Source organism: Tabrizicola sp. YIM 78059 (assembly GCF_004959785.1).
Taxonomy (GTDB): domain Bacteria; phylum Pseudomonadota; class Alphaproteobacteria; order Rhodobacterales; family Rhodobacteraceae; genus Tabrizicola; species Tabrizicola caldifontis.
Genome location: NZ_SJZH01000014.1, coordinates 39,436 through 62,451 on the forward strand (window position 1 = coordinate 39,436; position 23,016 = coordinate 62,451).

The window sequence follows — 23,016 nt, forward strand, 5'->3', positions numbered from 1 at the left end:
CGGGCCAAGGTGTGACAGACTGCCGCGAAAGGCAATTCAGGAAACGACCATGAGACATGCGATTGTCGCCCTTGCGCTTGCCGCGCCGCTGCTGGCCGCCTGCGTGGTGACCGAGCCCCCCGACGCCTGCGGTGCATCGGCCTATCAGTATCTGGTGGGCAAGCCCGGGGTGATGCTGGACGGGATGCGGTTTTCCCAAGACGTGCGGGTGATCCAGCATGGCATGGCAGTGACGATGGACTACCGCGCCGACAGGCTGAACTTCTGGCTGGACCGGCGCGACGTGATCGAGCGGGTGGTCTGCGGCTGATCCGCGCCCTCTGGCGTTACTCTGAACACCTTAGATGACCGTCAGCGGAACGGCTGCGGCAAGGTTGGGGTGATCGGCTGCGGCAGCAGAAGGCCCCGGCCGGATCGGACCGGGGCCCTGTATCCTGCCCAGTGGGCCGGATCAGTTCTTCATCACGCGGTATGTGGAATGGCAGTCGCGGCAGGTGCCGCCGATGGCACCCATGCCCGCGCCGATGCTTTCGACCGAGGCGACGTCGATGGCGCCAGCGGCATCGCCCATGGCCTTGGCCTTGGCCAGGAAGTCATCCCAGTTCGCCCAGATCTCGGGCTTGGCCTCGGAGGCCGGGTCGGCCCCGCCCTGTTCGGCGAAGGTGGCCTCGATCTTGCCTGCGGCCTCGATCAGGGCGGCCTTGGCCGCCTCGGCCTTGGCGGCATCATAGGGATCCTTGCCCTGGGCCATGTTGCCAAGGATGCCCGTGTTCATGCCCACCAGCTTCATCAGCTCGGACCGGGCAACGGCATTGGGATCGGTGGGTTCGACATCCTGGGCAAAGGCGGCACCGGCAGCCAGAACGGCCCCGATGGCGAAGGCTTTGACATGTTTCATTCTTTGGCTCCCGTGCTGGATTGCCGGGGAAGTATAGGGGCGGCAGTCCGTCGCGGAAGTGCGGGCTTCCGGCCCTCACGCAGTTGTCATCCGGGGTCGCAGGGGGGACTCGACCTGCCGCATATCAGCTGGCAATAAGGAACATATAGCGAACAAGAGAGTCGGAGATGGCCGGGCGTCGCATCCTTTCGCTGTGGTTTCCGCGGCTGGCGGCGGAACGGGTGCTGCGGCGCCGGCAGGACATCGACGCCCCGCCCCTGGCCGTGGTGGGCGACAGGGGCGGCGCGCAGGTGCTGGTGTCGCTGTCGCCGGGGGCCGAGGCGGCAGGGCTGGTGCCCGGCCAGGCCCTGCGCGATGCCACGGCGATCTGCCCGGCCCTCTTGACGGTGGCCGAGGATCCGCTTGCCGAGGCACGGTTCCTGACCGGTCTTCGCCGCTGGGCGGGGCGCTTCTCGCCCTGGGTGGCCGAGGAACCGCCCGCCGGGCTGATGATCGACCTGACCGGAACGGCGCATCTGTTCGGGGGCGAAGAGGCGGTGCTGGCGCAGGTCGCGGGCGATTGCGCCGATCTGGGGCTGACGGTGCGGGCGGGCATCGCCGACACGCCGGGCGCGGCCTGGGGGCTGGCGCGCTATTCCCGGGCCGGGTTGGCGCCGCTGCGGTCGGGCGACATGATCGACCAGGAGGCGCGGGCCACCCGCTCACGTGCCGCCAGGCGCCGGGGCTGGGAACGGGGCGGCAGCCCGCCGCGCCCGGTGACGGCGCGGGGGGCGGAGGCTGCGGTGATCGCCCCCCCGGGCGGTTTGCGCGAGGCCCTGGCCGACCTGCCGCTTGCCGCCCTGCGGCTGGAAGGCGCGACGGTCGAGCGGCTGATGCGGCTGGGGCTGAAGCGGGTGGCCGACCTGATGGAGCTGCCGCGCGCCGCACTCGCCCGCCGCTTCGGCGCCGACACGCTGCGCCGGCTGGATCAGGCGATGGGGATGGAGCCGGAGCCCATCACCCCCGCGCGCCCGCCGCTGCATTTCGCGGTGCGTCTGACGCTGCCCGACCCGATCGGCTTGCGGTCGGATATCGAGGCGGCGCTCGACCGGCTGCTGCCGCCCCTTTGCGAACGGCTGCGCGAACGCGGCCGGGGCGCGCGGCGGGTGGCGGTTCAGGCCTTCCGGGCCGATGGCGGGGTCTCGGTGATCGAGGTCGGTCTCGCCCGCGCCGCCGACACGCCCGACCGCATCCGCCCGCTGCTGCATCTGAAGCTGGACCAGATCGACCCCGGCTTCGGGATCGACTGCCTGCGGGTCGAGGCGCTGGCGACCGAGGCGATGGTGCAGGTCCAGCATCGCGGCCAGATGGAGGTGACGGCGGCGGCCATGGCCCGCGCAGCGGACCGCGCCCATGCGCTGGACGATCTGGTCGGCCGGCTGGGCGCGCGGCTGGGGCACGAGGCGGTGACGCGGCTTGCCCCTTCCGACAGCCATGTGCCGGCCAAGGCGGCGCAGGTGCTGATGGCCGCCTGGAGCCAGGCGCATGACGGACCCTGGCCGGCATCCCCCACGCCGCGCCCACTGATCATCTTCCGGCCCGAGCCGGTGGACGCGCCCGAAACCCCCGAACCGCCCGCGCGCTTCCGCTGGCGGCGGCGCGACTTCACCCTGCGCATGGCGGCAGGACCGGAGCGGCTGATGCCGGAATGGTGGCTGGAGGATCCCGACTGGCGTGGCGGCGCACGCGACTACTGGCGGGTCGAGGTGGAAGGCGGCGAGAAGCTGTGGCTCTTCTACGGCCGGGGCGGCGCGGTGACCGACGGCTGGTATTGCGAGGGGCTGTTTCCCTGAGCGCCGCTGGATTAGGCTCGCCCCGACACGGGGGACGGTGATGGGTTTGATCGAGGATCTTCAGGCGGCCATCGGTGCGGCGAACGTGCTGACCGGGGCTGATACGGCTGGCCATGCGCGCGACTGGATGGGCAAGTATCACGGCGCCCCGGTCGCGGTGGCGCGGCCTGCCTCCACGGCCGAGGTTGCGGCCTGCGTGAAGATCGCCGCTGCCCATGGGCTGCCGGTGGTGCCGATCGGAGGCAATACCGGGCTGGTCGGCGGCACGATGACCAAGGGCGGGCTGATGGTCAGCCTGGAGCGGATGAACCGCATCCGCGCCGTCAAGCGCGACGCGCGCCTGGTGGTGGCCGAAGCCGGGGTGATCTTGTCGCGCCTGCACGACGCGGCCGAGGCGGAGGGGCTGTATTTCCCCCTGTGGTTCGGCGCGCGGGGGTCGGCAATGCTGGGAGGCGTTCTGTCCACCAATGCGGGCGGGTCGAACGTGCTGCGCTATGGCTCGACCCGGGGGCTGTGCCTGGGGTTGGAGGTGGTGCTGGCAGACGGGCGCGTGCTGGACCTGATGAGCGAGCTGCACAAGGACAATTCGGGCTATGACCTGAAACAGATGTTCATCGGCGCGGAAGGCACGCTGGGGATCATCACCGCGGCGGTGATGAAGCTGGTCCCGGCGCCCAAGGCCTATGCCACGGCGACGCTGGCCGCGCGGTCGCTGCCCGATGCGCTGGTGCTTCTGAACCGGATGCAGGTGGCGACGGGCGGCCGGGTCGAGGCCTTCGAGTTCATGCCGCGCAGCTATTCCGAACGGCTGCGCGAGGCGCGGCCCGACCTGGGCCTGCCCTTCGACCATATCCCCGAGGTAACGATCCTGATCGAGGCGGCCACCACCGTTCCCGCCGAGGCCACGCCCGACAGTTCCGGAGAGATTCCGCTTGTCGGCCTGCTGGAGCATGTGCTGGCCGCGATGATGGAAGCGGGCCTGGTGACCGACGCGGTTCTGGCGCGCAACGAACAGCAGCGCCGGGCCATGTGGGCGCGGCGTGAGGCGGCGGCGGAAATCTGCGTCGGCCTGACACCGGTGGTCGATACCGATGTCTGCCTGCCCCTGGATCGGGTGGAATTCTTCCTGACCGAAGCCCTGCAGCGGCTTGAGGCGCTCGACCCAGGTTTTCGCAGCCTGACTGTGGCGCATCTGGGCGATGGCAACCTGCACTTCACCGTGTTCCCGACACGCGAGGATGCGGTGTTGAAGGACCGCACGCTGGAGACGGTCGAGGATGTGGTGGCCGAGCTTGGCGGCAGTTTTTCGGCTGAACACGGGGTAGGGTTGTCCAAGCTGAACTCGATGGCGCGGCGGAAGAACCCGGTCGCGCTGGAGGTGATGCGGGCAGTCAAGGCGGCGCTGGACCCGGACAACCGGATGAACCCCGGCAAGGTCATACCGGCCCCCCAGGGGTCAGGATCCGTTGCTTCGCCTGATGGCGGACGGTCGGCGTGATTCAGGCCCCCGAACCGGCGGGGATGATGAGCAATCCATTCTCGCTGTCCAGGACGCAGATGGAGGGCGGCGCCCTTCTTTCCCAAGGGCCAGGGCAAGCCGCACGTCGATGATGGGCGCGGGTCGAGCGGGATTGTCTTCATCAATCGCGACAGGTTGCAATGGCGAGATGCGCGTCGGGAGCATGACTGCCGAAGACCACCCTGCAATCGCTGAAAGCGGAGGGACCGGGGAGAGGGGCGCCATGATCGGCGCGACGTATCGCAAGGCATCAAGCCTTGGGGCCGAAAGGAGCACCTTATGACAGGCACGGGCGCCTGATCGGGTGCTTGAAGGGTGCACTGAACACCGGGCGGTAGGCCTTTGCAGACGTGAGAGGGCGCCAGCTGCGGTTCTTCATGGCCGCAGGCCAGGACAGCGCCTGCACCGCTGCTGCGCCCCTGCCGCGCAGTCTGCCTGCCGCCGAATGGCTGAATGCCCATCGGGGCTAAAGCGCCGGCTGGTTCCGCAACGCGTTGAAAGACACGGGGTTGCGCCCCTGCATCCCGGGCCGGAAGTCGGTCGGAAAGGCTTTACGCTACGACCGCTTCACAAAGACCTTCCTCGCCTGCGCAGACCTTGCAGCAATCGTCTTGTTCTGGATTGGAAGATCAATAAATCTGAAACTCAAGGCGTCGCGCCTTGACGGTGCTGGCGCCAGACCTGCTGCGCACGGCGCTACAGGCGCAGCCGGAAAGATCGGCAGGGCAATCAGTCAAATAGCTGCTTTCACATCATTTCCTTTCTGCTCGGCATGGTCCGGCCTCTCACCTTGTCCCCTCTGCCCCAGGCGTCTAAGCTTTCCGCAACAGGAGTGTCCATGTCAGACCAGCCCGCCTATCAGGTCCTTGCCCGCAAATACCGCCCGCAGACCTTTGCCGACCTGATCGGGCAAGAGGCGATGGTGCGCACCCTGAAGAACGCCTTCGCCGCAGACCGGATCGCCCATGCCTTCGTGATGACCGGCGTGCGCGGGGTCGGCAAGACCACCACCGCCCGCATCATCGCCAAGGGGCTGAACTGCATCGGCCCCGACGGCACCGGCGGCCCCACCACCGAACCCTGCGGGGTCTGCGAGCCCTGCCGCGCCATCGCCGAGGGCCGCCACGTCGATGTGCTGGAAATGGACGCGGCCTCGCGAACCGGGGTCGGCGACATCCGCGAGATCATCGACTCGGTCCACTATCGGGCGGCCTCGGCGCGCTTCAAGGTCTACATCATCGACGAAGTGCACATGCTGTCCACCGCGGCCTTCAACGCGCTTCTCAAGACGCTTGAGGAACCGCCTGCGCATGTGAAGTTCATCTTCGCCACCACCGAGATCCGCAAGGTTCCCGTCACGGTCCTGTCGCGCTGCCAGCGCTTCGACCTGAAGCGGATCGAGCCCGAGGTGATGATGGCCCATCTGGCGAAGGTCGCCGAGGCCGAGGGCGCGAAGCTTGCCCCCGAGGCGCTGGCCCTGATCACCCGCGCCGCCGAAGGCTCGGTCCGCGACGCGATGAGCCTGATGGACCAGGCCATCGCCCATGGCGCGGGGGAAACCACCGGCGACCAGGTGCGCGCCATGCTGGGGCTGGCCGACCGGGGCCGGACGCTGGACCTCTTCGATCTGATCATGAAGGGCGACGCAGCTGCGGCGCTGGCGGAGCTTTCGGCGCAATATGCCGACGGGGCCGACCCGATGGCCGTGCTGCGCGACCTGGCCGAGATCACGCACTGGATTTCAGTCATCAAGATCAACCCGGCCTCGGCCGAGGATCCGACCACGCCGCCCGACGAACAGGCGCGCGGGCAGGACATGGCGGCGCGCCTGCCGATGCGGGCGCTGACGCGGATGTGGCAGATGCTCTTGAAGGCCATCGAAGAGGTGGCGCTGGCCCCGAACGCGATGATGGCGGCCGAAATGGCGGTGATCCGTCTGACCCATGTCGCCGACCTGCCCGACCCCGAGACGCTGGTCAGGAAGCTGTCCGAAAGCCCGCGCCCGCCCGCGATGCCGGGTGGGGCCGCGGCGGGCGGCGGCACGGGGATTGGCAACGGCGGCGGCACGGTCCATGCCCCACGCCTTGCGCCGGCCCATGCGGCCCCCAGCCTCGGCCCGACCATGACCGCCGCCGCCCCGGCGCTGGCTGCGGGGCAGCTGCAGGTCTATGCGACCTTTGAATCGGTGGTCGAACTGATCCGGTCCCGACGCGACATGCTGCTTCTGAACGAGGTGGAAACCGGCCTGCGGCTGGTGCGCTATTCGCCCGGACGGATCGAATTCGAACTCGCTCCCGGTGCAAGATCCGACCTGGCCGCACGCCTTGGACAGCGTCTGCAGGGCTGGACCGGCACGCGCTGGGCCGTTTCGGTCGTGTCGTCGGGCGGGGCCCCGACGATCGCCGAGGCGCGGGATCTGGAACTGGCACGCCTGCGCGCGGAAGCAGCAGGTAACCCCCTGGTCCAGGCGATCCTGACAGCCTTTCCCGGCGCGAAGATCACCGAGGTCAGAACCCCCGAAGCCCTGACCGCCGAAGCTGCTTCGTCGGCGATGCCAGCCGCCGAACCCGAAACGGACGAGGACTGGGATCCCTTTGAAGAATGACGCCCACCTTGCGCCGGTGCGGTCGGGACCGTATCTCGGACGAAACGGACGGAGAACGACATGCTGAAAGGTCTGGGCGGATTGGGCGGGCTTGGCGACATGGCCAAGATGATGAAGGCCGCCACCGAGATGCAGGCGAAATATGCCGAGCTTCAGGCGGAACTGGCGCGCACCGTCGTGATCGGCGAGGCCGGGGCGGGGCTGGTAAAGGCCCGAGCCACCGCCAAGGGCGAGGTGACGGGGCTGGACATCGACCCCTCGATCCTGGTGGCGTCGGAAAAGGAAGTGGTCGAGGATCTGATCCTTGCCGCGATCCGTGACGCGCAGGCGAAGGCGCGTGAGCGGACCGAGGCGGAAATGGCGAAGCTGGCCGAAGCCATGGGCGTGCCGCCGGGCATGAAACTGCCGTTTTGAGATGGTGGACCAAACCGGCATCGAGGCCTTGATCGACCTGATGGCCCGGCTTCCCGGCCTTGGTCCCCGGTCAGCGCGGCGGGCGGTGCTGGTCCTGTTGAAGAAGCGCGCGCAGTTGATGGCACCGCTTGCCCAGGCCATGGCCGAGGTCGCATTGACCGCGAAGGACTGTCAGGTCTGCGGCAACATCTCCACCACCGAGACCTGCGCGATCTGCGCCGATCCCGCGCGCGCAACGGGTGAAATCTGCGTGGTCGAGGATGTGGCCGACCTCTGGGCGATGGAGCGGGGGCAGGTCTTTCGAGGCCGATATCATGTGCTGGGCGGCACGCTGTCTGCGCTGGACGCGATCGGCCCCGATGAGCTGGGCATCCCGCGTCTGGTCGAGCGGGTGGCCACGGAAGGCACCCGCGAGGTGATCCTGGCGCTGAACGCGACGGTCGATGGCCAGACCACCGCGCATTACATTGCCGATGCGCTGGCCGGCACCGATGCGCAGATCACGACCCTGGCGCAGGGCGTGCCGATCGGCGGGGAACTCGACTATCTCGACGACGGCACCATCGGCGCGGCCCTGCGGGCGCGGCGCCGACTCTGACCCCCTACGACCCGGACGCAAGCGCCGCGAGAATCGCCTTGGCGCTGTTGCTGTCCCATTCGGCATCGCCGATCAGACGGGCGACCTCCTGCCCCTCGGGGTTCAGGATCACGGTTACCGGCAGGCCCATGACCCCCATCCCGCGCGCCAGTTCGGATTTGGGGTCGCGCAGAACGGGCAGATGCCGGATCTCGATCTCGGCGAAGAAGCGCTCGATCCCGGCCACGGCATTCCGGCCGGTAGCGACCGGCACCACCGCAATCTCGGGCATCGCCGCCTGCAACCGGTCAAGCGAGGGCATCTCGTGCCGGCATGGGGCGCACCAGGTGGCCCAGAAGTTCAGCACCACCCATTTGCCCCTGTAGCCGGACAGGCTGTGCTGGCCGTCCCGGGCATCCAGCAGCACGACCTCGGGGATGGCGACCGGCTCGTCATGCAGGGCAAGCTTCTTCATGTCGCCGTCGCGCAGGGATGCGACATCGGCCGCAACCGGGTTTGCACCAAGCAGGAAGCCCGTGTAGAGGACGACCAGAAATTTCCGCACGTTCCACCTCATCCGAAGGCCGCCCTCATGACCGACAGCCCCCCGTCCAAAGCCGCCAACCAGATGTGGGGCGGGCGTTTCTCAGCCGGGCCGGATGCGATCATGCAGGCGATCAACGCCTCGATCGGGTTCGACCAGCGGCTTTACGCGCAGGATATCGCGGGCAGCCGGGCCCATGCCGCCATGTTGGCCGCGCAGGGCATCATCAGCAATAAGGATGCCGAGGCGATTGGGGAAGGGCTGCTCGCGATCTTGTCAGAGATCGAGGCGGGCCAGTTCCCCTTCACGCCCGAGCTTGAGGACATCCACCTGAACATCGAGGCCCGCCTGACCGAGCGGATCGGCGAGGCGGGCAAGCGGCTGCACACCGGACGGTCGCGCAACGATCAGGTGGCGGTGGATTTCCGGCTGTGGGTCCGCGACCAGTGCGATCAGGCCATTGCCGGGCTGACCGGGCTGATGCGGGCGTTCCTGGCGCAGGCCGAGGCCGGGGCGGATTGGGTGATGCCTGGCTTCACCCACCTGCAGACCGCGCAGCCGGTGACCTGGGGCCACCACATGCTGGCCTATGTCGAAATGCTGGCCCGCGACCGGTCGCGGTTCGAGGATGCGCGGCGGCGGATGAATGAATGCCCGCTGGGCGCGGCGGCGCTGGCTGGAACCAGCTTTCCCATCGACCGGCACATGACCGCGAAGGCCCTGGGCTTCGACCGGCCGACGGCGAACAGCCTGGATTCGGTCAGTGACCGGGATTTCGCGCTGGAGTTCCTGTCAGCGGCCTCGATCTGCGCCATGCACCTGTCGCGCTTTGCCGAAGAGCTGGTGATCTGGTCCAGCGCGCAGTTCCGGTTCGTGCGCCTGTCGGACAGGTGGACCACCGGGTCGAGCATCATGCCCCAGAAGAAGAACCCCGACGCGGCCGAGCTTCTGCGCGCCAAGCTTGGGCGGATTCTCGGGGCGACGGTGGCCCTGTTCACAGTGATGAAAGGGCTGGCGCTGACCTATTCCAAGGACATGCAGGAAGACAAGGAACAGGTTTTCGACGCCGCTGACAACCTGATGCTGGGGCTGGCCGCGATGACCGGGATGGTCGGTGACATGGCCGCCAACCGCGAGGTTCTGGCGGCAGCGGCGGCCAGCGGGTTTTCCACCGCGACCGACCTGGCCGACTGGCTGGTGCGCGCGCTTGGCCTGCCGTTCCGCGAGGCGCATCATGTGACGGGTGCCCTGGTCGCCATGGCCGAGGCGCAGGGCATCGACCTGCCGCAGCTGAGCCTTGCCCAGATGCAGTCTGTTCACCCCGCAATCACGGCCGAGGTCTTCAGCGTTCTCGGGGTGGAAAATTCGGTTCGCAGCCGCACATCCTATGGTGGAACGGCGCCAGAGCGGGTGCGGGAACAGATCGCGCGCTGGAAGGCAATCCTCGGGTAAGGCCGGGCGATCCCCGCCTTGCCAGATCCGGGCCGGGGTGCAACCCTCGGTCCCGACCTGACCGAAGCAAAGGATCCGCGATGACCCGTCTTTTCCTTGTCGCCTGCCTTGCCCTTGCCGCCTGCGGCGCCGATGGCGAACCTCAGCCCCCCGCGAAACCCGGACTGAGCATTTCGGGCGAAGCGCAGATCGGCGTGGCGGTCAAGTGAGCCCGCTGCGTCTGGCCTACCTTGCGCTGGCGATCTGGGGGGCGGTGCATCCGATGTACTGGTTCGTCACCTACATGCGCGAGACGGGCACCGGCCTGTCCGGGCTGATCGACGCCTGGTATGTCAATGCCTCGACGACGGGGCTGACCTGGGATCTGACCATCGCGGCGATAGCCCTGACCGTCTGGATCCTGGCCGAGGCGATCGGTCGCCGGGCCTGGGCGCATCTGGTGGCGATCCCGGCGACCTTCTGCATCGGCGTCAGTTGCGGGCTGCCGCTGTATCTGTTCCTGCGCTCGGCCCGGCGACCGCATTGAGCGCATTGCGCGCAAGGTTCTTGCCCCGCCTCCGGCGCAAGCGCCAGCGCGCCTTGGCGCCGGGGGTCTTCACGACCGGTCCCTGTGAGGATGCACGAGCAGACAGGAAGATCAGGGCGTCAGGATGGTCTGCCCGGTCGTGGCGCGGGATTCGAGCGCGCGGTGGGCATCTGCCACCCGGTCGAGAGGGAAGCGCTGGTCGATGCGGATCTTCACCTTGCCAGACAGGACCATGTCGAACAGTTCGCGCGCCATCTGCTGGCAGGTGGCATGGTCTGCGATGTGGGTGAAGATCGTCTGCCGGGTCAGCTTGAGCGAGCCCTTCGCCGCCAGGATGCCGATGTCGAAAGGCGGTACCTTGCCGCTGGCGTTGCCGAAGGAAATCAGCATCCCCAGGGGTTTCAGGCAGTCAAGGCTGCCGTCGAACGTGTCCTTTCCGACCGCGTCCATCACCACATCGACGCCCTTGCCGCCCGTCAACTCCTTCACGCGGGCGACGAAATCCTCGCTCCGGTAGTTGATTGCGTGGGCCGCGCCATGGTCGAGCGCAAGGCGGCATTTCTCGTCCGACCCGGCCGTGGCGATGAGGGTGATGCCTTCCGCCCTGGCCCACTGGCAGGCGATGAGACCGACGCCGCCGGCGGCCGCATGAAACAGCACCGTATCCCCGGCCTTCAGGGGCGTGGTGCGGCGGAAAAGGTAGTGTACCGTCATGCCCTTCAGCATCATCGCCGCCCCTTCGTCGAAGCCGATGCCTTCGGGCAGGGGGCAGACCTGGGCGGCAGGCATGACGCGCGCCTCGGCATAGGCACCGGGCAGGTTCGCCGCATAGGCCGCCCGGTCGCCCGGTTTCAGGTGGGTGACGCCCGGCCCCACCGCCTCGACCACGCCAGACCCTTCCATGCCCAGCGCCGCCGGAAGCGGCAGAGGATAAAGCCCCGTGCGCTGATAGATGTCGATGAAGTTCAGACCGCAGGCCATGTGCCGGATGCGGATTTCCCCGGGCCCCGGTTCCCCGACCGGGCGGTCGATCAGTTTCATAACCTCGGGCCCACCGTGGGCCTCGATGATGACGGTGCGTGCCATGGCGATCTCCTTGCTGGCGGACATCCTAGCCAGCCGGGCGCGAATGGCCAGAGGTCCGAAATCGGCGCTTTGCACCCGCGCGGCGCTTGGCTATGACGGCACGGGCGAATGGGGGCGACGATGGACCATTTTCTTTACCGGAACGGCACGCTGCACGCCGAGGGTGTGGCGATCCCCGATATCGCCGCGACAGTGGGCACCCCGTTCTATGTCTATTCCACCGCGACGCTGACGCGGCACTACCGGCTGTTCACCGATGCTCTGGCCCCCTTGCCGCATCTGGTGTGCTTCGCGATCAAGTCGCTGTCGAACGTCGCGGTGCTGAAGACACTGGGCAATCTGGGCGCGGGGATGGATGTGGTCTCGGGCGGGGAATACCTGCGGGCAAAGGCCGCGGGTGTGCCGGGCGAGCGCATCGTGTTCTCGGGCGTGGGGAAAACGCGCGAGGAGATGCGGCTGGCGCTGACCGGCGGGATCCGCCAGTTCAACGTCGAAAGCGAACCAGAACTGCGCGCCCTGTCCGAGGTGGCGACCTCGCTTGGCCTGACCGCGCCGATCACCATTCGCGTCAACCCGGATGTGGACGCGCGCACGCACGAGAAGATCGCCACCGGCAAGAAGGAGAACAAGTTCGGCATACCGATTGCCCGTGCGTCCGAGGTCTATGCCGAAGCCGCCGCCCTGCCGGGGCTTCAGGTGGTCGGCATCGACGTCCACATCGGCAGCCAGCTGACCGAGTTGGAACCCTTCGAACAGGCCTATCTCAAGGTCGCCGACCTGACCCGCCGCCTGCGCAGCGAAGGCCACACCATCACCCGCCTCGACCTCGGCGGCGGGCTTGGCATCCCCTACACCCGCTCGAACGAGGCGCCGCCCCTGCCCACCGACTATGGCGCGCTGATCAAGCGGACGGTCGGCGATCTGGGCTGCGAGATCGAGATCGAGCCCGGAAGGCTGATTTCCGGCAATGCGGGTCTTCTGGTGGCGTCTGTCATCTACATCAAGAATGGTGAGGGGCGCGATTTCCTGATCCTCGACGCGGCGATGAACGATCTGGTGCGCCCCTCGATGTATGGTGCGCACCATGACATCGTGACCGTGGCCGAGCCCCCCGTTGCCGCGCCGACGCAGGAGTTCGACGTGGTCGGTCCGGTCTGCGAGACCGGTGACACCTTTGCCAGGGGGCGCGAGCTGCCGCTGGTGGCAGAAGGCGACCTGATCGCCTTCCGCTCGGCCGGTGCCTATGGCGCGGTGATGGCCTCGGAATACAACACCCGGCCGCTGGTACCGGAGGTGCTGGTCAACGGGGATCACTTCGCTGTCATCAGGGAAAGACCGACCTTTGACGAAATCCTGCGGCGCGATACCATTCCGCCGTGGCTGTGACGCGATGCAGCGTGTCGGGGCCGTCCCAGGGCAGGTGAGATGACTGGAAAGACCCCGGAACCGCCGCTGAAAACACTTGTCTGGCCGATGCGCCTGACGCTTCTGGGGCTGTGGTCAGAGCGGCTGGCGCGCGCCTTCTGGCCGCTGTGGTCGCTGATTCTGCTGGTACTGGCGGCGCTTGCCTTCGGCGTTCAGGATGTCGGACCCCTGCGCTGGGCGCAGATCGGCGGGGGCTTGGTCGGTCTTGCCGCGCTGGTCCTTCTGGGGCTGGGCCTGCGGCGCTTCCGCAAACCCACGATGATCGACGCGCTTGTCCGGCTGGATGCAACGATGCCGGGGCGCCCCATATCGGCCCTGCTGGACCGGCAGGCCATCGGCACGGCAGACCCCGCTTCGCTGGCCGTATGGCAGGCACATCTTGACCGCATGGCCGCCCGCGCCGCAACTGCCCGCCCCGTGCCGCCCGACCTGCGACTGTCGTCGCGCGATCCGTTCAGCCTGCGCTATGTCGCGCTGACCGCCTTCGTGATGGCGCTGATCTTCGGATCCTTCTGGCGTGTGGCCAGCGTATCGGGCCTGGCACCCGGCGCAGCTGTCGCCATGCCGGGGGGGCCAAGCTGGGAAGGCTGGGCCCAGCCGCCGGCCTATACCGGAAAGCCATCGCTTTACCTGAACGAAATCACCGCCGACACCATCGAACTGCCGACCGGCACCCGGATCCAGATCCGGGTCTATGGCCCGGAAGGCGGCCTGACGGTCACGCAGACTGTCGCCGACCCACCACCACCCGCCACGCCCTCGGAAGGCGGGGCCACACCTGCGGCAGCCGCGCCCGAGGGCATGGCCGGCGTCAGTGACCTGACCGTCACCCGCTCCGGCCGCCTGGCGATAGAGGGACCGAACGGCCGCGAATGGCAGATCAAGGCGCTGCCCGACGGCCTGCCGGTGATCGCGGTTTCCGGCGCCATGGGGCGCGAGGCGGACGGCCGCTTCAGGCAGGGGTTCACGGCCACCGACGATTACGGCGTCGTCGCGGGCCGGGTCACGATCACCCTTGACCTGGCCAGGATCGACCGCCGCCACGGGCTTGCCCCCGACCCCGAGCCGGTGGAGCCGGTGACGCTGGATCTGCCCATGCCCCTGTCGGGCAAGCGGACCGACATTGCCGAGACGCTGATCGACGACCTGTCGAAGCACGTCTTCGCCAATCTTCCGGTGACCATGGTCTTCGCGGCGGTCGATGCGGCGGGTCAGGAAGGCCAGTCCCAACCCTACAGCGTGACGCTGCCCGGCAAACGGTTCTTCGACCCCCTGGCCGCCGCGCTGATCGAGATGCGGCGGGACATCCTGTGGAACCGGATCAACGCCCCGCGCGCGGTGGAGCTGCTGAAGGCGGTGACGCACCGGCCCGAAGGTTTCATCCGGCATGAGCGGGCCTTCCTTTACCTGCGCGTACTGATCCGCGAGCTTGAGGCGCGTGAGGCCAGCCTCTCGGTCGAGGACCGCGACCGGCTGGCCGAGGATCTGTGGACCATCGCGCTGATGGTCGAGGAGGGAAATCTTCAGGACGCCTTCGAACGGCTGCAGCGCGCGCAGGACCGGCTGGACGAGGCGATCCGCAATGGCGCCTCGCCCGAGGAGATCGACCAGCTGATGCGCGAGATGCAGCAGGCGCTGAACGAATACATGCGCGAACTGGCCGAGGAGGCGCAGCGCAACCCCGATCAGCAGCAGCAGGGGATGATGCAGGGCCAGATGATGTCGGGCGACCAGCTGCAGCAGATGCTGGACGAGCTGCAGCGCCTGATGGAGGAAGGCCGCACCGCCGAGGCTGCCGAGCTGATGGAACAGCTGCGCCAGCTGATGCAGAACATGCAGGTCGTTCAGGGCCAGGGCGGCCAGGGCCAGGGCGGCCCGATGGGCGAACTGGGCCAGACCCTGCGCGACCAGCAACAGCTGTCCGACGATGCCTACCGCGACATGCAGGAAGGCCGGAACGGCCAGCAGCCGGAGGGGCAGGAGGGCGGCGAACAGCAGGGCGACGGCCAGGGCCAGGGCTCGCTGGCCGAACGCCAGCAGGAACTGCGCAACCGGCTGGACCAGTTGCAGCGCGGCCAGCTGCCGGGCGACGGCACTGCTGCCGGAGAGGAAGGCCGCCGCAACCTGGACCGCGCGGGCCGCGCGATGGAACAGGCGGAAGAGGCACTGCGCAGCGGCGATCTGGACGGTGCGCTGGACCGTCAGGCCGAAGCGATGGAAGCGATGCGCGACGGCTTGCAGAACTTTGGCGAGGCGCTGGCCCAGGAACAGCGTGAAAACCGCGATGCGCAGGGTGGCGACCAGCGCTTCGGCAGCGCCGACCCCGCAGGCCGCGACCCGCTCGGCCGTCGCCCGGGCGAAACCGCGCGGATCGGATCGGACGAGAACATGGTGCAGAACGACCCGAACCGCCGCGCGCAGGAACTGCTGGACGAGATCCGCCGCCGTTCGGGCGAGCTGATGCGGCCGACCGAGGAACTCGACTATCTCAAGCGGCTGCTGCAACTGTTCTAGGGCAAGGCGCCGCATCGCAGCCGCGGGCAGGGCCTTCGGGATGCGGGCCGGGGTTGCGCGCGGCCCTGCGTCTTGCGCCCCACGCCGATCCGCACCACTCTGGCCCTCATGACCGACCCCGACCATCCCGCCGGCCGCCTGATCGCGCTAGACCTTGCCCGGACGATCGCGATCGTCTGCATGGTCATCTTTCACTATACCTTCGACCTTGCGCTTTTCGGCCACATCCCGCCCGAAACGATCTATCAGCCGTTCTGGTATTATTTCGCACGGGCGATCGCGGGCAGCTTCCTGTTCCTTTCCGGCGTCAGCCTGTGGCTGGCCCATGGGCAGGGCGTCCGCTGGCGGCCTTTCTGGGTCCGATGGGCCAGAATCGCGGGCGCGGCCGTTCTGGTCACGCTGGCAAGCCTTTGGTTCGTGTCCGGCGGGCCGATCTGGTTCGGCATCCTGCATGCCATCGCGGCGGTCAGCCTGCTGGGCCTTGCGGCCCTGCGCCTTCCCTGGCCGGCGACGCTGGCGCTGGCTGCCGCTGTCTTTGCAATCGGCGTCAAGGTGCAGAGCCCGGCCTTCGACCCGATCTGGCTGGTCTGGACGGGACTGGCCGAAAGCCGCCCGATGATGGGCGACTATGTGCCGCTCTTTCCCTGGGCCGCGCCGGCGCTGGCCGGGATCGGGCTGGCCCGCGCGCTGCGGATCGACCGCTGGCCCGCCCGGCTGCCGTCGCCCACGCTGCGGAGGCTTGCCTTTCCCGGCCGTCATTCGCTGATCATCTACCTGGTCCACCAGCCGATCCTCATCGGGCTGTTCAGCCTGCACGCCCGGATCACGGGCGGCTGACCCGGCTTCCCCTTGCGCGCCCTTTGCGCTAAGCCCGGTCGCGCCAAGCACACCGGGAGCCCGCACGATGAAATTCACCCTGTCCTGGCTGAAGGACCACCTCGACACCGAGGCCAGCGTCGCCGCCATTGCCGAGGCGCTGACCGATCTGGGGCTTGAGGTCGAGGGCATCGAGGATCCTGCGGCACGGCTGGGCGCCTTCCGCATCTGCCGGGTGATCGAGGCCGTGCAGCACCCCAATGCCGACCGCCTGCGCGTCTGCCGGGTGGAAACCTTTCCCGATGGCCCCGGCGGCCGGGCCGAGGAGGTGCAGGTCGTCTGCGGCGCACCCAATGCGCGGACCGGTCTGATCGGTGTGTTCGCGCCACCGGGAACCCATGTTCCCGGAACGGGAGTCGATCTGAAGCCTGGCGTGATCCGCGGGGTGGAATCGAACGGGATGCTGTGTTCCGAACGCGAACTGATGCTTTCGGACAATCACGACGGCATCATCGAACTGCCCGCCGATGCGCCCTTGGGGATGCGCTTCATCGACTATCGCGGGCTGAACGACCCGGTGATCGAGATCAAGGTCACCCCGAACCGTCCCGACGCGCTTGGCGTGCGTGGCATCGCCCGCGACCTCGCCGCGCGCGGACTGGGGAAGTTGAAGCCGCTCGCCGTGACTGCGGTCAAGGGCACCTTCCCCACCCCCATCGGCGTCCGTATCGACCCTGCGCTGAAGGCGAAGGGCTGCCCCCACTTTGCCGGCCGGCTGATCCGCGGCGTGAAGAACGGCCCTTCGCCCGACTGGATGCAGGCCCGCCTGAAAGCCATCGGCCTGCGTCCGATCTCGGCGCTGGTGGACATCACCAACTACTTCACCTTCGGCCTGAACCGGCCGCTGCACGTCTTCGACGCCGCCAAGGTGAAGGGCGACCTGGTGATCCGCCCGGCTCGCGACGGGGAAGCCCTGCTCGCGCTGGATGGCAAGACCTATGCGCTTTCCCCCGTCAACATGGTCATTGCCGATGACAACGGCCCGGAGTCCCTTGCCGGGATCATGGGCGGCGAGGCTTCGGGCTGCACGCCGGACACCACCGACGTCTTCCTTGAATCGGCCTACTGGGATCCCATCACCATCGCCGCGACGGGGCGTGCGCTGAAGATCAACTCGGACGCCCGCTACCGATTCGAACGCGGGGTGGATCCGGCCTTCACCCTGCCGGGGCTGGAACTGGCCACGCAGATGATCCTCGACCTGTGCGGCGGTGAGGCCGGGACGGTGGTGCAGGACGGCGCGCCGCTGGACACCATGCGCAGCTACCGGCTGGACCCCGCCCGCGTTGTCAGCCTTGTGGGAATGGAGATCCCCGAGGCCACCCAGCGCGCCACACTTGAAGCTCTGGGCTTTACCCTGAACGGCAACGACGCGATCCCGCCCAGCTGGCGCCCCGACATTCTTGGCGATGCCGACCTGGTCGAGGAAGTCGCCCGTATCGCCAGCCTGACGAAACTGCAGGGCGCGCCGATGGCCCGCACGCAGCCCGGCGTGCCGCGCCCGATCCTGACGCCGCTGCAGGTCCGCGAACGCACCGCGCGCCGCACGATCGCCGCGCTCGGCTACAACGAATGCGTGACCTACAGCTTCATCGACGCCAGGGCCGCCGCGCTGTTCGGCGGCGGGTCCGATGCCGTGCGGATCGAAAACCCGATCTCCTCGGAAATGACGCATCTGCGCCCCGATCTTCTGCCCGGCCTTCTGGCGGCGGCGGCGCGCAACCAGGCGCGCGGCTTCATGGATCTGGCGCTGTTCGAGGTCGGCCCTGCCTTCCATGGCGGCGAGCCCGGCGAACAGCACCTGCAGGCCGCGGGCCTGCTTGTCGGCGCCACTGCACCACGCGATCCGCACGGGTCGCGACGGATGGTCGATGTGTTCGACGCCAAGGCTGATGCCGAGGCGGTGCTGGCCGCCTTGGGCGCGCCGGCCCGGGCGCAGATCAGCCGCAAGGTCGCCCAATGGTGGCATCCCGGCCGGTCGGGCGCGATCGGGCTGGGGCCGACCGTGATGGCGACATTCGGCGAGGTGCATCCCCGCATCCTGCAGGCGCTGGATGTGAAGGGCCCCGCTGTGGCCTTTACCGTCCTCGTCGCCAACGTCCCGGTGCCCAAGGTCAAGACCCCCACCCGCCCCGCCCTGTCGATCAGCGATCTGCAGGCGGTGGAACGCGACTTCGCCTTCGTCGTGGATGCCCACGTCGAGGCGCTGACGGCCGTCAACGCGGCGCAGGGGGCCGACAAGACGCTGATCGAAAGCGTCCGCGTCTTCGACCAGTTCAGCGGGCCAAAGGCCGAGGCGCAGATGGGACCGGGCAAGAAGTCCATCGCCCTGACCGTTCGGCTGCAACCGACCGAGGCGACCCTGACCGAGGCCGAGATCGAGGCGGTTTCGGCGAAGATCATCGAAAAGGTGACCAAGGCCACCGGCGGCGCCCTGCGTGCCTGAACTCTGCAACGGCCGGAAAAGCCCCTGACAGGGGATGGTCCGGCCACCGAGATCAGCGGCGCGTCATCGCGATGCGGATCAACGCACGTTCCATCAGCGCCATGCCGGGTGCGCGGCTGGCAGAACGCAGCATGAGATCGGTCTCCAGCAGGATCGCGATGGCGCTTTCCAGCGCCCGCGTTCCCCATTGCCCGGCCTGGCGCCCCATCGCATCCTTCTGCTTGAAGTTCACGCGCGCCTTCTGGATGCCCACGGCCGGTCCTGCCGGATCGGTCGCCGCGACATGCAGGATACGGAAATGCCGCAGCGCCGCGATGCAGATTGTCACCGGTAGCGTCCCCTGCCCCTCGAGCCGCCGGAACAGCGGGCCGATGGCATTTGTCCGCGCCTCAGCCGCGGCAGAGATCAGTTCGTCCACCTCGGCCTCGATGGTGGCAGGTGCCATGGCGGCGACATCCGCCGGGGTCAGGGGCGTGGGATCGCCGTATTTGTAAAGCGCGATCTTTTCCAGCGTCTGACGGAAATCGCCGGGGTCAAGCGCGCGGGCCAGGGTGTTCAGGTCGTTCATCGCCTCACGGTCGATGTCGGTCAGACCGGCCTTCTTAAGCGCATCCTCGATCTCTTCCCGGCTGGGCGGATCATCGTACAGGCCGATGCTGACCGCCGAAGGATGCTTTTCGAACAGGGTCTTGAGAGCGGATTTCCCGGTCAGACCGCCGGCCGTGACCACGATCACCGCATCGCCCGGCAGCCAGGCCTTCAGCGCGGCGCCGACGGCATCAGCCAGGCTGTCGGTCGCATCCTCGACAAAGGCAACGCGGGGGCCGGGGAAGAAACCGACAGCCTTGATCGCATCCAGAAGCAGGCTGCCGTCCTTGCGCAGATCGCCACCCGCGATTCGCGTCAGCCGCATCTCGGCTTCGCCGTCAGGCCCTACCAGGGCAGCGATCGCCTCTTGCCGCTTCAGGGCCACCCGCATCGCGTCGGCCCCAAAGATCAGAAGGCCCGCCCGCGACGGATCCGGTTTCGCGCAGTAGCGGGCGGCCTCGACCCCTTTCAGGATCATCGCCAGGAGGCCGAGGCGGCAATCAGCCGGGCCACGATCTGGTCGGCCAGGATGTACATCAGCCGGGTGGCAGCGTCCTCTTCGGCGGCCAGGCCCGCAACGGTGGATCCGGTTGCCGAATATGCGGTGAAGCTTTGCACCCGCCCGCCGGCGACGCGCGCCCCAGTGGCGCGTTCCGTCAGCCTGTATTCGACCACGCCTTTCAGGTTATAGCGGGTGATCCGGTTGTCCGAGGTGATGCCCACACCCACGGCCTCGGTCGTGATCGTATAGGCAAGGTCATAGCGAATGTCGCGGGGCCGGCCCAGGCGCTCTTCCAGCCGTTCGACCAGATCGAAGCCGTTCTTGTCGGTCGGATCCTGCACCCAGATCGCGCCGACCAGACGATCAGCCCCCGCCCCAGGCGCATAGGCCGGCGTGAAGCCGCAGGCGGCAAGGGCAAGGGGCGCGGCCAGGATGGCGCGGCGGGACAGGTGGCAGGACTCTGCTGCACCCACCCGTCCTTCTGCAACAGAGGCAGAGGACGGCACCGCATCCGGCGCGTTACCGCGGTCAAGGGGCGCAGCCGTGGCTTTCTTCCCCTTGCGGGGGAGGGTCCGGGTGGGGAGGCTGGCCTTAGACGACGACATTGATGATGCGGCCCGGAACGACGATGATCTTCTTGACCGGCTGGCCGGCAAGAAATCTGACCACATCCTCGTCCGCCAGCGCCAGCTTTTCAACCTCGGGAATGGCCATGTCCTTCGGCACGCTGATTTCCGCCCGCCGCTTGCCGTTGATCTGGATCGGCAGCGTCACCGTGTCGTCAACCAGCAGCGCCGGGTCCGCCTTGGGCCAGGGCGCCTGCGCGCAAAGCCCCTCGCCGCCCTGCATCGCCCAGACCTCCTCGGCAATGTGTGGGGTCATCGGCGACATCAACTTCGCCAGCGTGCGGATCGCCTCTTTCATCACCGCGGTCGAGGCGTTGGCCCTGGCGATGGTATTGGTGAAGGCATAGAGGCTGGCGATGGCCTTGTTGAAGGCAAAGCCTTCGATCCCCTTCGTCACCTCGTCAATGGCCCGGGCGGTCGCGCGCGCCAGTTCCTCGTCGCCCTCGCCCTTGTGCCCCTCTGGCATCTCGCCGATGCGGGAACACAGCGACCAGACCCGGGAAAGGTGCTTGAAAGCCGCTTCGGCCCCGGCGCTGGTCCATTCCACGTCGCGTTCGGGCGGGCTGTCGGACATCACGAACCAGCGCGCGGTATCGGCGCCGAACCGGGCGATGATGTTCATCGGATCGACGACGTTCTTCTTCGATTTCGACATCTTGGCCGAGGGGATGATCTCGACCGGGGTGCCGTCCTTCAGGGTGGCGCCAGTTTCGGTGCGCACCACCTCCTCGGGCAGGTGATAGACCGGCCGGCCCGCCGCATCGCGGGTCATGTAGATCTCGTGCGTGACCATTCCTTGCGTGAACAGCGCATTGAACGGCTCGATCGCCTTTGCGGGCAGGTGGCCGGTCCGGTGCATCGCCCGGGCGAAGAACCGGCTGTAGAGCAGATGCAGGATCGCGTGTTCGATGCCGCCGATGTACTGATCGACGTTCATCCAGTAATCGGCCTCTTCCGCCACCGTGGGGGTCTTGGCGCGAGGGGCGGTGAAGCGGGCGTAATACCAGGACGAATCGACGAAGGTGTCCATCGTGTCCGTCTCGCGCTTCGCCGGCTGGCCGCATTTCGGGCAGGCACAATCGCGCCAGGTCGGGTGCCGGTCCAGCGGATTGCCCGGCTTGTCGAAGCTGACGTCATAGGGCAGCTCGATGGGCAGGTTTTCCTTTTTCTCAGGCACGACGCCGCAGGAGGGGCAGTGGACGACCGGGATCGGGCAGCCCCAGTAGCGCTGCCGCGAGATGCCCCAGTCGCGCAGCCGGTACTTCGTGACCCCCTGGCCATAGCCGTGCCGTTCGGCATGGGCGATGGCGGCCGCCACGGCCTCTTCCCCGGTCTGCACCGTCTCGCCGGCGAAACCGCGGACATAGCGCACCCGTTCCGACTTCATCGGCACGAAGGCTTCGGTGAGGGGGGCATCCTCGGCCGCTTCGGCCACGAACACCGCCTTGATCGGCAGCCCGTATTTCGAGGCGAAGTCAAAGTCGCGCTGGTCATGCGCCGGGCAGCCGAAGATCGCGCCGGTGCCATAGTCCATCAGGATGAAGTTGGCGATCCAGACCGGCAGCTCCCACGCCGGATCAAGCGGATGCTTCACCCGGATGCCGGTGTCGTAGCCGATCTTCTCGGCCGTCTCGATCTCTTCGGCGCTGGTGCCGCCCTTGCGGCATTCCGCGACGAAGGCGGCGACCTTCGGGTCGGTCTCCAGCGCCTTGGCCAGCGGGTGATCCGGGCTGATCGCGGCAAAGCTGGCCCCCATCAGCGTGTCGGGCCGCGTGGTATAGACCTCCAGCCTTTCAAAGCCTTCCGGCGCACCGACCGTCTGGAACGCGAATTGCAGCCCGCGCGACTTGCCGATCCAGTTCGCCTGCATCAGGCGCACTTTCTCGGGCCAGTTGGTCAGCCCGTCCAGGGCGGAAAGCAGTTCCTCGGAATAGTCGCTGATGCGGAAGAACCACTGCACCAGCTCGCGCCGCTCCACCGCCGCGCCGGACCGCCAGCCCTTGCCGTCGATCACCTGCTCGTTGGCCAGCACCGTCATGTCCACCGGGTCCCAGTTGACCACGGCGGCCTTGCGATACACGAGACCCGCCTCCAGCATGTCAAGGAACATGGCCTGCTGCTGGCCGTAATATTCCGGGTCGCAGGTCGCCAGCTCCCGGCTCCAGTCGATCGACAGGCCCAAGGGCTTCATCTGCGCCTTCATGTCGGCGATGTTGCCGTAGGTCCAGTCCTTGGGATGGCCGCCCCGTTCCATCGCGGCGTTCTCGGCAGGCATGCCGAAGGCGTCCCAGCCCATGGGGTGCAGCACGCTGAACCCCTGCGCCGCCTTGTAGCGCGCCACCACATCCCCCATCGTGTAGTTGCGCACGTGCCCCATGTGGATGCGCCCCGAGGGGTAGGGGAACATCTCCAGCACGTAATACTTGGGCTTCGCGGGGTCGCGGCGGGCGGTGAAGGCCCCCGCCCTTTCCCAGGCGTCCTGCCATTTGGGTTCGATCAGCGAAGGGTCATAGCGCGACATCGACGGGCCTCATGCGGAATTGCGCGCGGAATTACACATGTGCAGCGGGAAAGGTCCACCCCTTC

19 protein-coding genes and 1 pseudogene are annotated in these 23,016 nt (G+C 67.9%); 14 read left to right on the top strand and 6 right to left on the bottom strand.

The window, feature by feature from the left end; all coding sequences use genetic code 11:
• The first annotated feature begins 49 nt into the window (after positions 1–49).
• Positions 50–310, top strand: coding sequence for an I78 family peptidase inhibitor (locus tag EZM81_RS15590; protein ID WP_136646344.1), 261 nt, complete (start codon positions 50–52; stop codon positions 308–310).
• Between the two features lie 141 nt (positions 311–451).
• On the opposite strand, the gene EZM81_RS15595 is transcribed toward EZM81_RS15590, so the two are convergent.
• Positions 452–898 (bottom strand): cytochrome c, encoded by a 447-nt coding sequence (locus EZM81_RS15595; RefSeq protein ID WP_135450872.1) that lies wholly within the window; start codon positions 896–898, stop codon positions 452–454.
• A 167-nt stretch (positions 899–1,065) separates the two neighbouring features.
• On the opposite strand from EZM81_RS15595, the gene EZM81_RS15600 reads away from it, so the two are divergent.
• The 6 genes and pseudogenes from EZM81_RS15600 to recR all read left to right on the top strand — a co-directional run bounded on the left by EZM81_RS15600 (position 1,066) and on the right by recR (position 7,866).
• A complete protein-coding gene (locus tag EZM81_RS15600; protein ID WP_136646345.1) occupies positions 1,066–2,730 on the top strand; it encodes a DNA polymerase Y family protein in 1,665 nt (554 codons plus the stop codon).
• 40 nt (positions 2,731–2,770) lie between these two features.
• Positions 2,771–4,228 (top strand): FAD-binding oxidoreductase, encoded by a 1,458-nt coding sequence (locus EZM81_RS15605; RefSeq protein WP_136646346.1) that lies wholly within the window; start codon positions 2,771–2,773, stop codon positions 4,226–4,228.
• A 26-nt stretch (positions 4,229–4,254) separates the two neighbouring features.
• A pseudogene (locus EZM81_RS15610) lies at positions 4,255–4,872 on the top strand (IS5/IS1182 family transposase); the annotation flags it as partial.
• Between the two features lie 215 nt (positions 4,873–5,087).
• Complete coding sequence (locus EZM81_RS15615; protein ID WP_248298244.1) at positions 5,088–6,854, top strand: DNA polymerase III subunit gamma/tau; 1,767 nt, start codon at positions 5,088–5,090, stop codon at positions 6,852–6,854.
• A gap of 60 nt (positions 6,855–6,914) precedes the next feature.
• The gene (locus EZM81_RS15620) at positions 6,915–7,268 is read left to right on the top strand and encodes a YbaB/EbfC family nucleoid-associated protein (protein ID WP_135450876.1); all 354 of its coding nucleotides are present in this window, start codon (positions 6,915–6,917) and stop codon (positions 7,266–7,268) included.
• A gap of 1 nt (position 7,269) precedes the next feature.
• The gene (gene recR, locus EZM81_RS15625) at positions 7,270–7,866 is read left to right on the top strand and encodes a recombination mediator RecR (RefSeq protein ID WP_135450877.1); all 597 of its coding nucleotides are present in this window, start codon (positions 7,270–7,272) and stop codon (positions 7,864–7,866) included.
• 4 nt (positions 7,867–7,870) lie between these two features.
• Here the strand turns inward: recR and EZM81_RS15630 are convergent, their stop codons facing one another.
• Complete coding sequence (locus EZM81_RS15630) at positions 7,871–8,410, bottom strand: TlpA disulfide reductase family protein (protein WP_240784190.1); 540 nt, start codon at positions 8,408–8,410, stop codon at positions 7,871–7,873.
• A 27-nt stretch (positions 8,411–8,437) separates the two neighbouring features.
• Here EZM81_RS15630 and argH point away from each other — a divergent pair, with 27 nt between their 5' ends.
• The 3 genes from argH (at position 8,438) to EZM81_RS15640 (ending at position 10,367) form a co-directional block, all read left to right on the top strand.
• Positions 8,438–9,841 (top strand): argininosuccinate lyase, encoded by a 1,404-nt coding sequence (gene argH, locus EZM81_RS15635; protein WP_135450879.1) that lies wholly within the window; start codon positions 8,438–8,440, stop codon positions 9,839–9,841.
• An 80-nt stretch (positions 9,842–9,921) separates the two neighbouring features.
• Positions 9,922–10,050, top strand: a complete 129-nt coding sequence (locus EZM81_RS18690; protein ID WP_256371633.1) for a hypothetical protein — start codon at positions 9,922–9,924, stop codon at positions 10,048–10,050.
• Positions 10,047–10,367: a DUF2834 domain-containing protein gene (locus EZM81_RS15640; protein ID WP_135450880.1), complete on the top strand. Its 321-nt coding sequence runs from the start codon at positions 10,047–10,049 to the stop codon at positions 10,365–10,367. Before EZM81_RS18690 ends, EZM81_RS15640 begins: the two co-directional genes overlap by 4 nt.
• 111 nt (positions 10,368–10,478) lie before the next feature.
• Here the strand turns inward: EZM81_RS15640 and EZM81_RS15645 are convergent, their stop codons facing one another.
• Positions 10,479–11,453, bottom strand: a complete 975-nt coding sequence (locus tag EZM81_RS15645) for a quinone oxidoreductase (protein ID WP_135450881.1) — start codon at positions 11,451–11,453, stop codon at positions 10,479–10,481.
• A 120-nt stretch (positions 11,454–11,573) separates the two neighbouring features.
• On the opposite strand from EZM81_RS15645, the gene lysA reads away from it, so the two are divergent.
• From lysA to pheT, 4 genes are all read left to right on the top strand, one after another.
• Complete coding sequence (lysA, locus tag EZM81_RS15650; protein WP_135450882.1) at positions 11,574–12,839, top strand: diaminopimelate decarboxylase; 1,266 nt, start codon at positions 11,574–11,576, stop codon at positions 12,837–12,839.
• A 39-nt stretch (positions 12,840–12,878) separates the two neighbouring features.
• Entirely contained in the window at positions 12,879–15,392 is a 2,514-nt protein-coding gene (locus EZM81_RS15655; RefSeq protein ID WP_136646348.1) for a TIGR02302 family protein, read from the top strand.
• 108 nt (positions 15,393–15,500) lie between these two features.
• Positions 15,501–16,229, top strand: coding sequence for a heparan-alpha-glucosaminide N-acetyltransferase (locus EZM81_RS15660; RefSeq protein ID WP_136646349.1), 729 nt, complete (start codon positions 15,501–15,503; stop codon positions 16,227–16,229).
• Between the two features lie 67 nt (positions 16,230–16,296).
• Entirely contained in the window at positions 16,297–18,714 is a 2,418-nt protein-coding gene (pheT, locus tag EZM81_RS15665) for a phenylalanine--tRNA ligase subunit beta (RefSeq protein ID WP_136646350.1), read from the top strand.
• 52 nt (positions 18,715–18,766) lie between these two features.
• Here the strand turns inward: pheT and holA are convergent, their stop codons facing one another.
• The 3 genes from holA to leuS form a co-directional block, all read right to left on the bottom strand.
• Positions 18,767–19,780 (bottom strand): DNA polymerase III subunit delta, encoded by a 1,014-nt coding sequence (holA, locus tag EZM81_RS15670; protein ID WP_136646351.1) that lies wholly within the window; start codon positions 19,778–19,780, stop codon positions 18,767–18,769.
• On the bottom strand, positions 19,777–20,277 hold the full coding sequence (gene lptE / locus EZM81_RS15675) for an LPS assembly lipoprotein LptE (RefSeq protein WP_248298245.1): 501 nt from the start codon (positions 20,275–20,277) through the stop codon (positions 19,777–19,779). Before lptE ends, holA begins: the two co-directional genes overlap by 4 nt.
• Positions 20,278–20,395: 118 nt before the next feature.
• Positions 20,396–22,951, bottom strand: a complete 2,556-nt coding sequence (gene leuS / locus EZM81_RS15680) for a leucine--tRNA ligase (protein ID WP_135450887.1) — start codon at positions 22,949–22,951, stop codon at positions 20,396–20,398.
• Between the last annotated feature and the right edge of the window lie 65 nt (positions 22,952–23,016).

Excerpts from the sequence above, each read along its gene's own strand:
- EZM81_RS15590 (WP_136646344.1), top strand. The coding sequence starts at position 50 with ATGAGACATGCGATTGTCGCCCTTGCGCTTGCCGCGCCGCTGCTGGCC.
- EZM81_RS15595 (WP_135450872.1), bottom strand. The coding sequence starts at position 898 with ATGAAACATGTCAAAGCCTTCGCCATCGGGGCCGTTCTGGCTGCCGGT.
- EZM81_RS15600 (WP_136646345.1), top strand. The coding sequence starts at position 1,066 with ATGGCCGGGCGTCGCATCCTTTCGCTGTGGTTTCCGCGGCTGGCGGCG.
- EZM81_RS15605 (WP_136646346.1), top strand. The coding sequence starts at position 2,771 with ATGGGTTTGATCGAGGATCTTCAGGCGGCCATCGGTGCGGCGAACGTG.
- EZM81_RS15615 (WP_248298244.1), top strand. The coding sequence starts at position 5,088 with ATGTCAGACCAGCCCGCCTATCAGGTCCTTGCCCGCAAATACCGCCCG.
- EZM81_RS15620 (WP_135450876.1), top strand. The coding sequence starts at position 6,915 with ATGCTGAAAGGTCTGGGCGGATTGGGCGGGCTTGGCGACATGGCCAAG.
- recR (WP_135450877.1), top strand. The coding sequence starts at position 7,270 with ATGGTGGACCAAACCGGCATCGAGGCCTTGATCGACCTGATGGCCCGG.
- argH (WP_135450879.1), top strand. The coding sequence starts at position 8,438 with ATGACCGACAGCCCCCCGTCCAAAGCCGCCAACCAGATGTGGGGCGGG.
- EZM81_RS18690 (WP_256371633.1), top strand. The coding sequence starts at position 9,922 with ATGACCCGTCTTTTCCTTGTCGCCTGCCTTGCCCTTGCCGCCTGCGGC.
- EZM81_RS15645 (WP_135450881.1), bottom strand. The coding sequence starts at position 11,453 with ATGGCACGCACCGTCATCATCGAGGCCCACGGTGGGCCCGAGGTTATG.
- lysA (WP_135450882.1), top strand. The coding sequence starts at position 11,574 with ATGGACCATTTTCTTTACCGGAACGGCACGCTGCACGCCGAGGGTGTG.
- EZM81_RS15655 (WP_136646348.1), top strand. The coding sequence starts at position 12,879 with ATGACTGGAAAGACCCCGGAACCGCCGCTGAAAACACTTGTCTGGCCG.
- EZM81_RS15660 (WP_136646349.1), top strand. The coding sequence starts at position 15,501 with ATGACCGACCCCGACCATCCCGCCGGCCGCCTGATCGCGCTAGACCTT.
- pheT (WP_136646350.1), top strand. The coding sequence starts at position 16,297 with ATGAAATTCACCCTGTCCTGGCTGAAGGACCACCTCGACACCGAGGCC.
- holA (WP_136646351.1), bottom strand. The coding sequence starts at position 19,780 with ATGATCCTGAAAGGGGTCGAGGCCGCCCGCTACTGCGCGAAACCGGAT.
- leuS (WP_135450887.1), bottom strand. The coding sequence starts at position 22,951 with ATGTCGCGCTATGACCCTTCGCTGATCGAACCCAAATGGCAGGACGCC.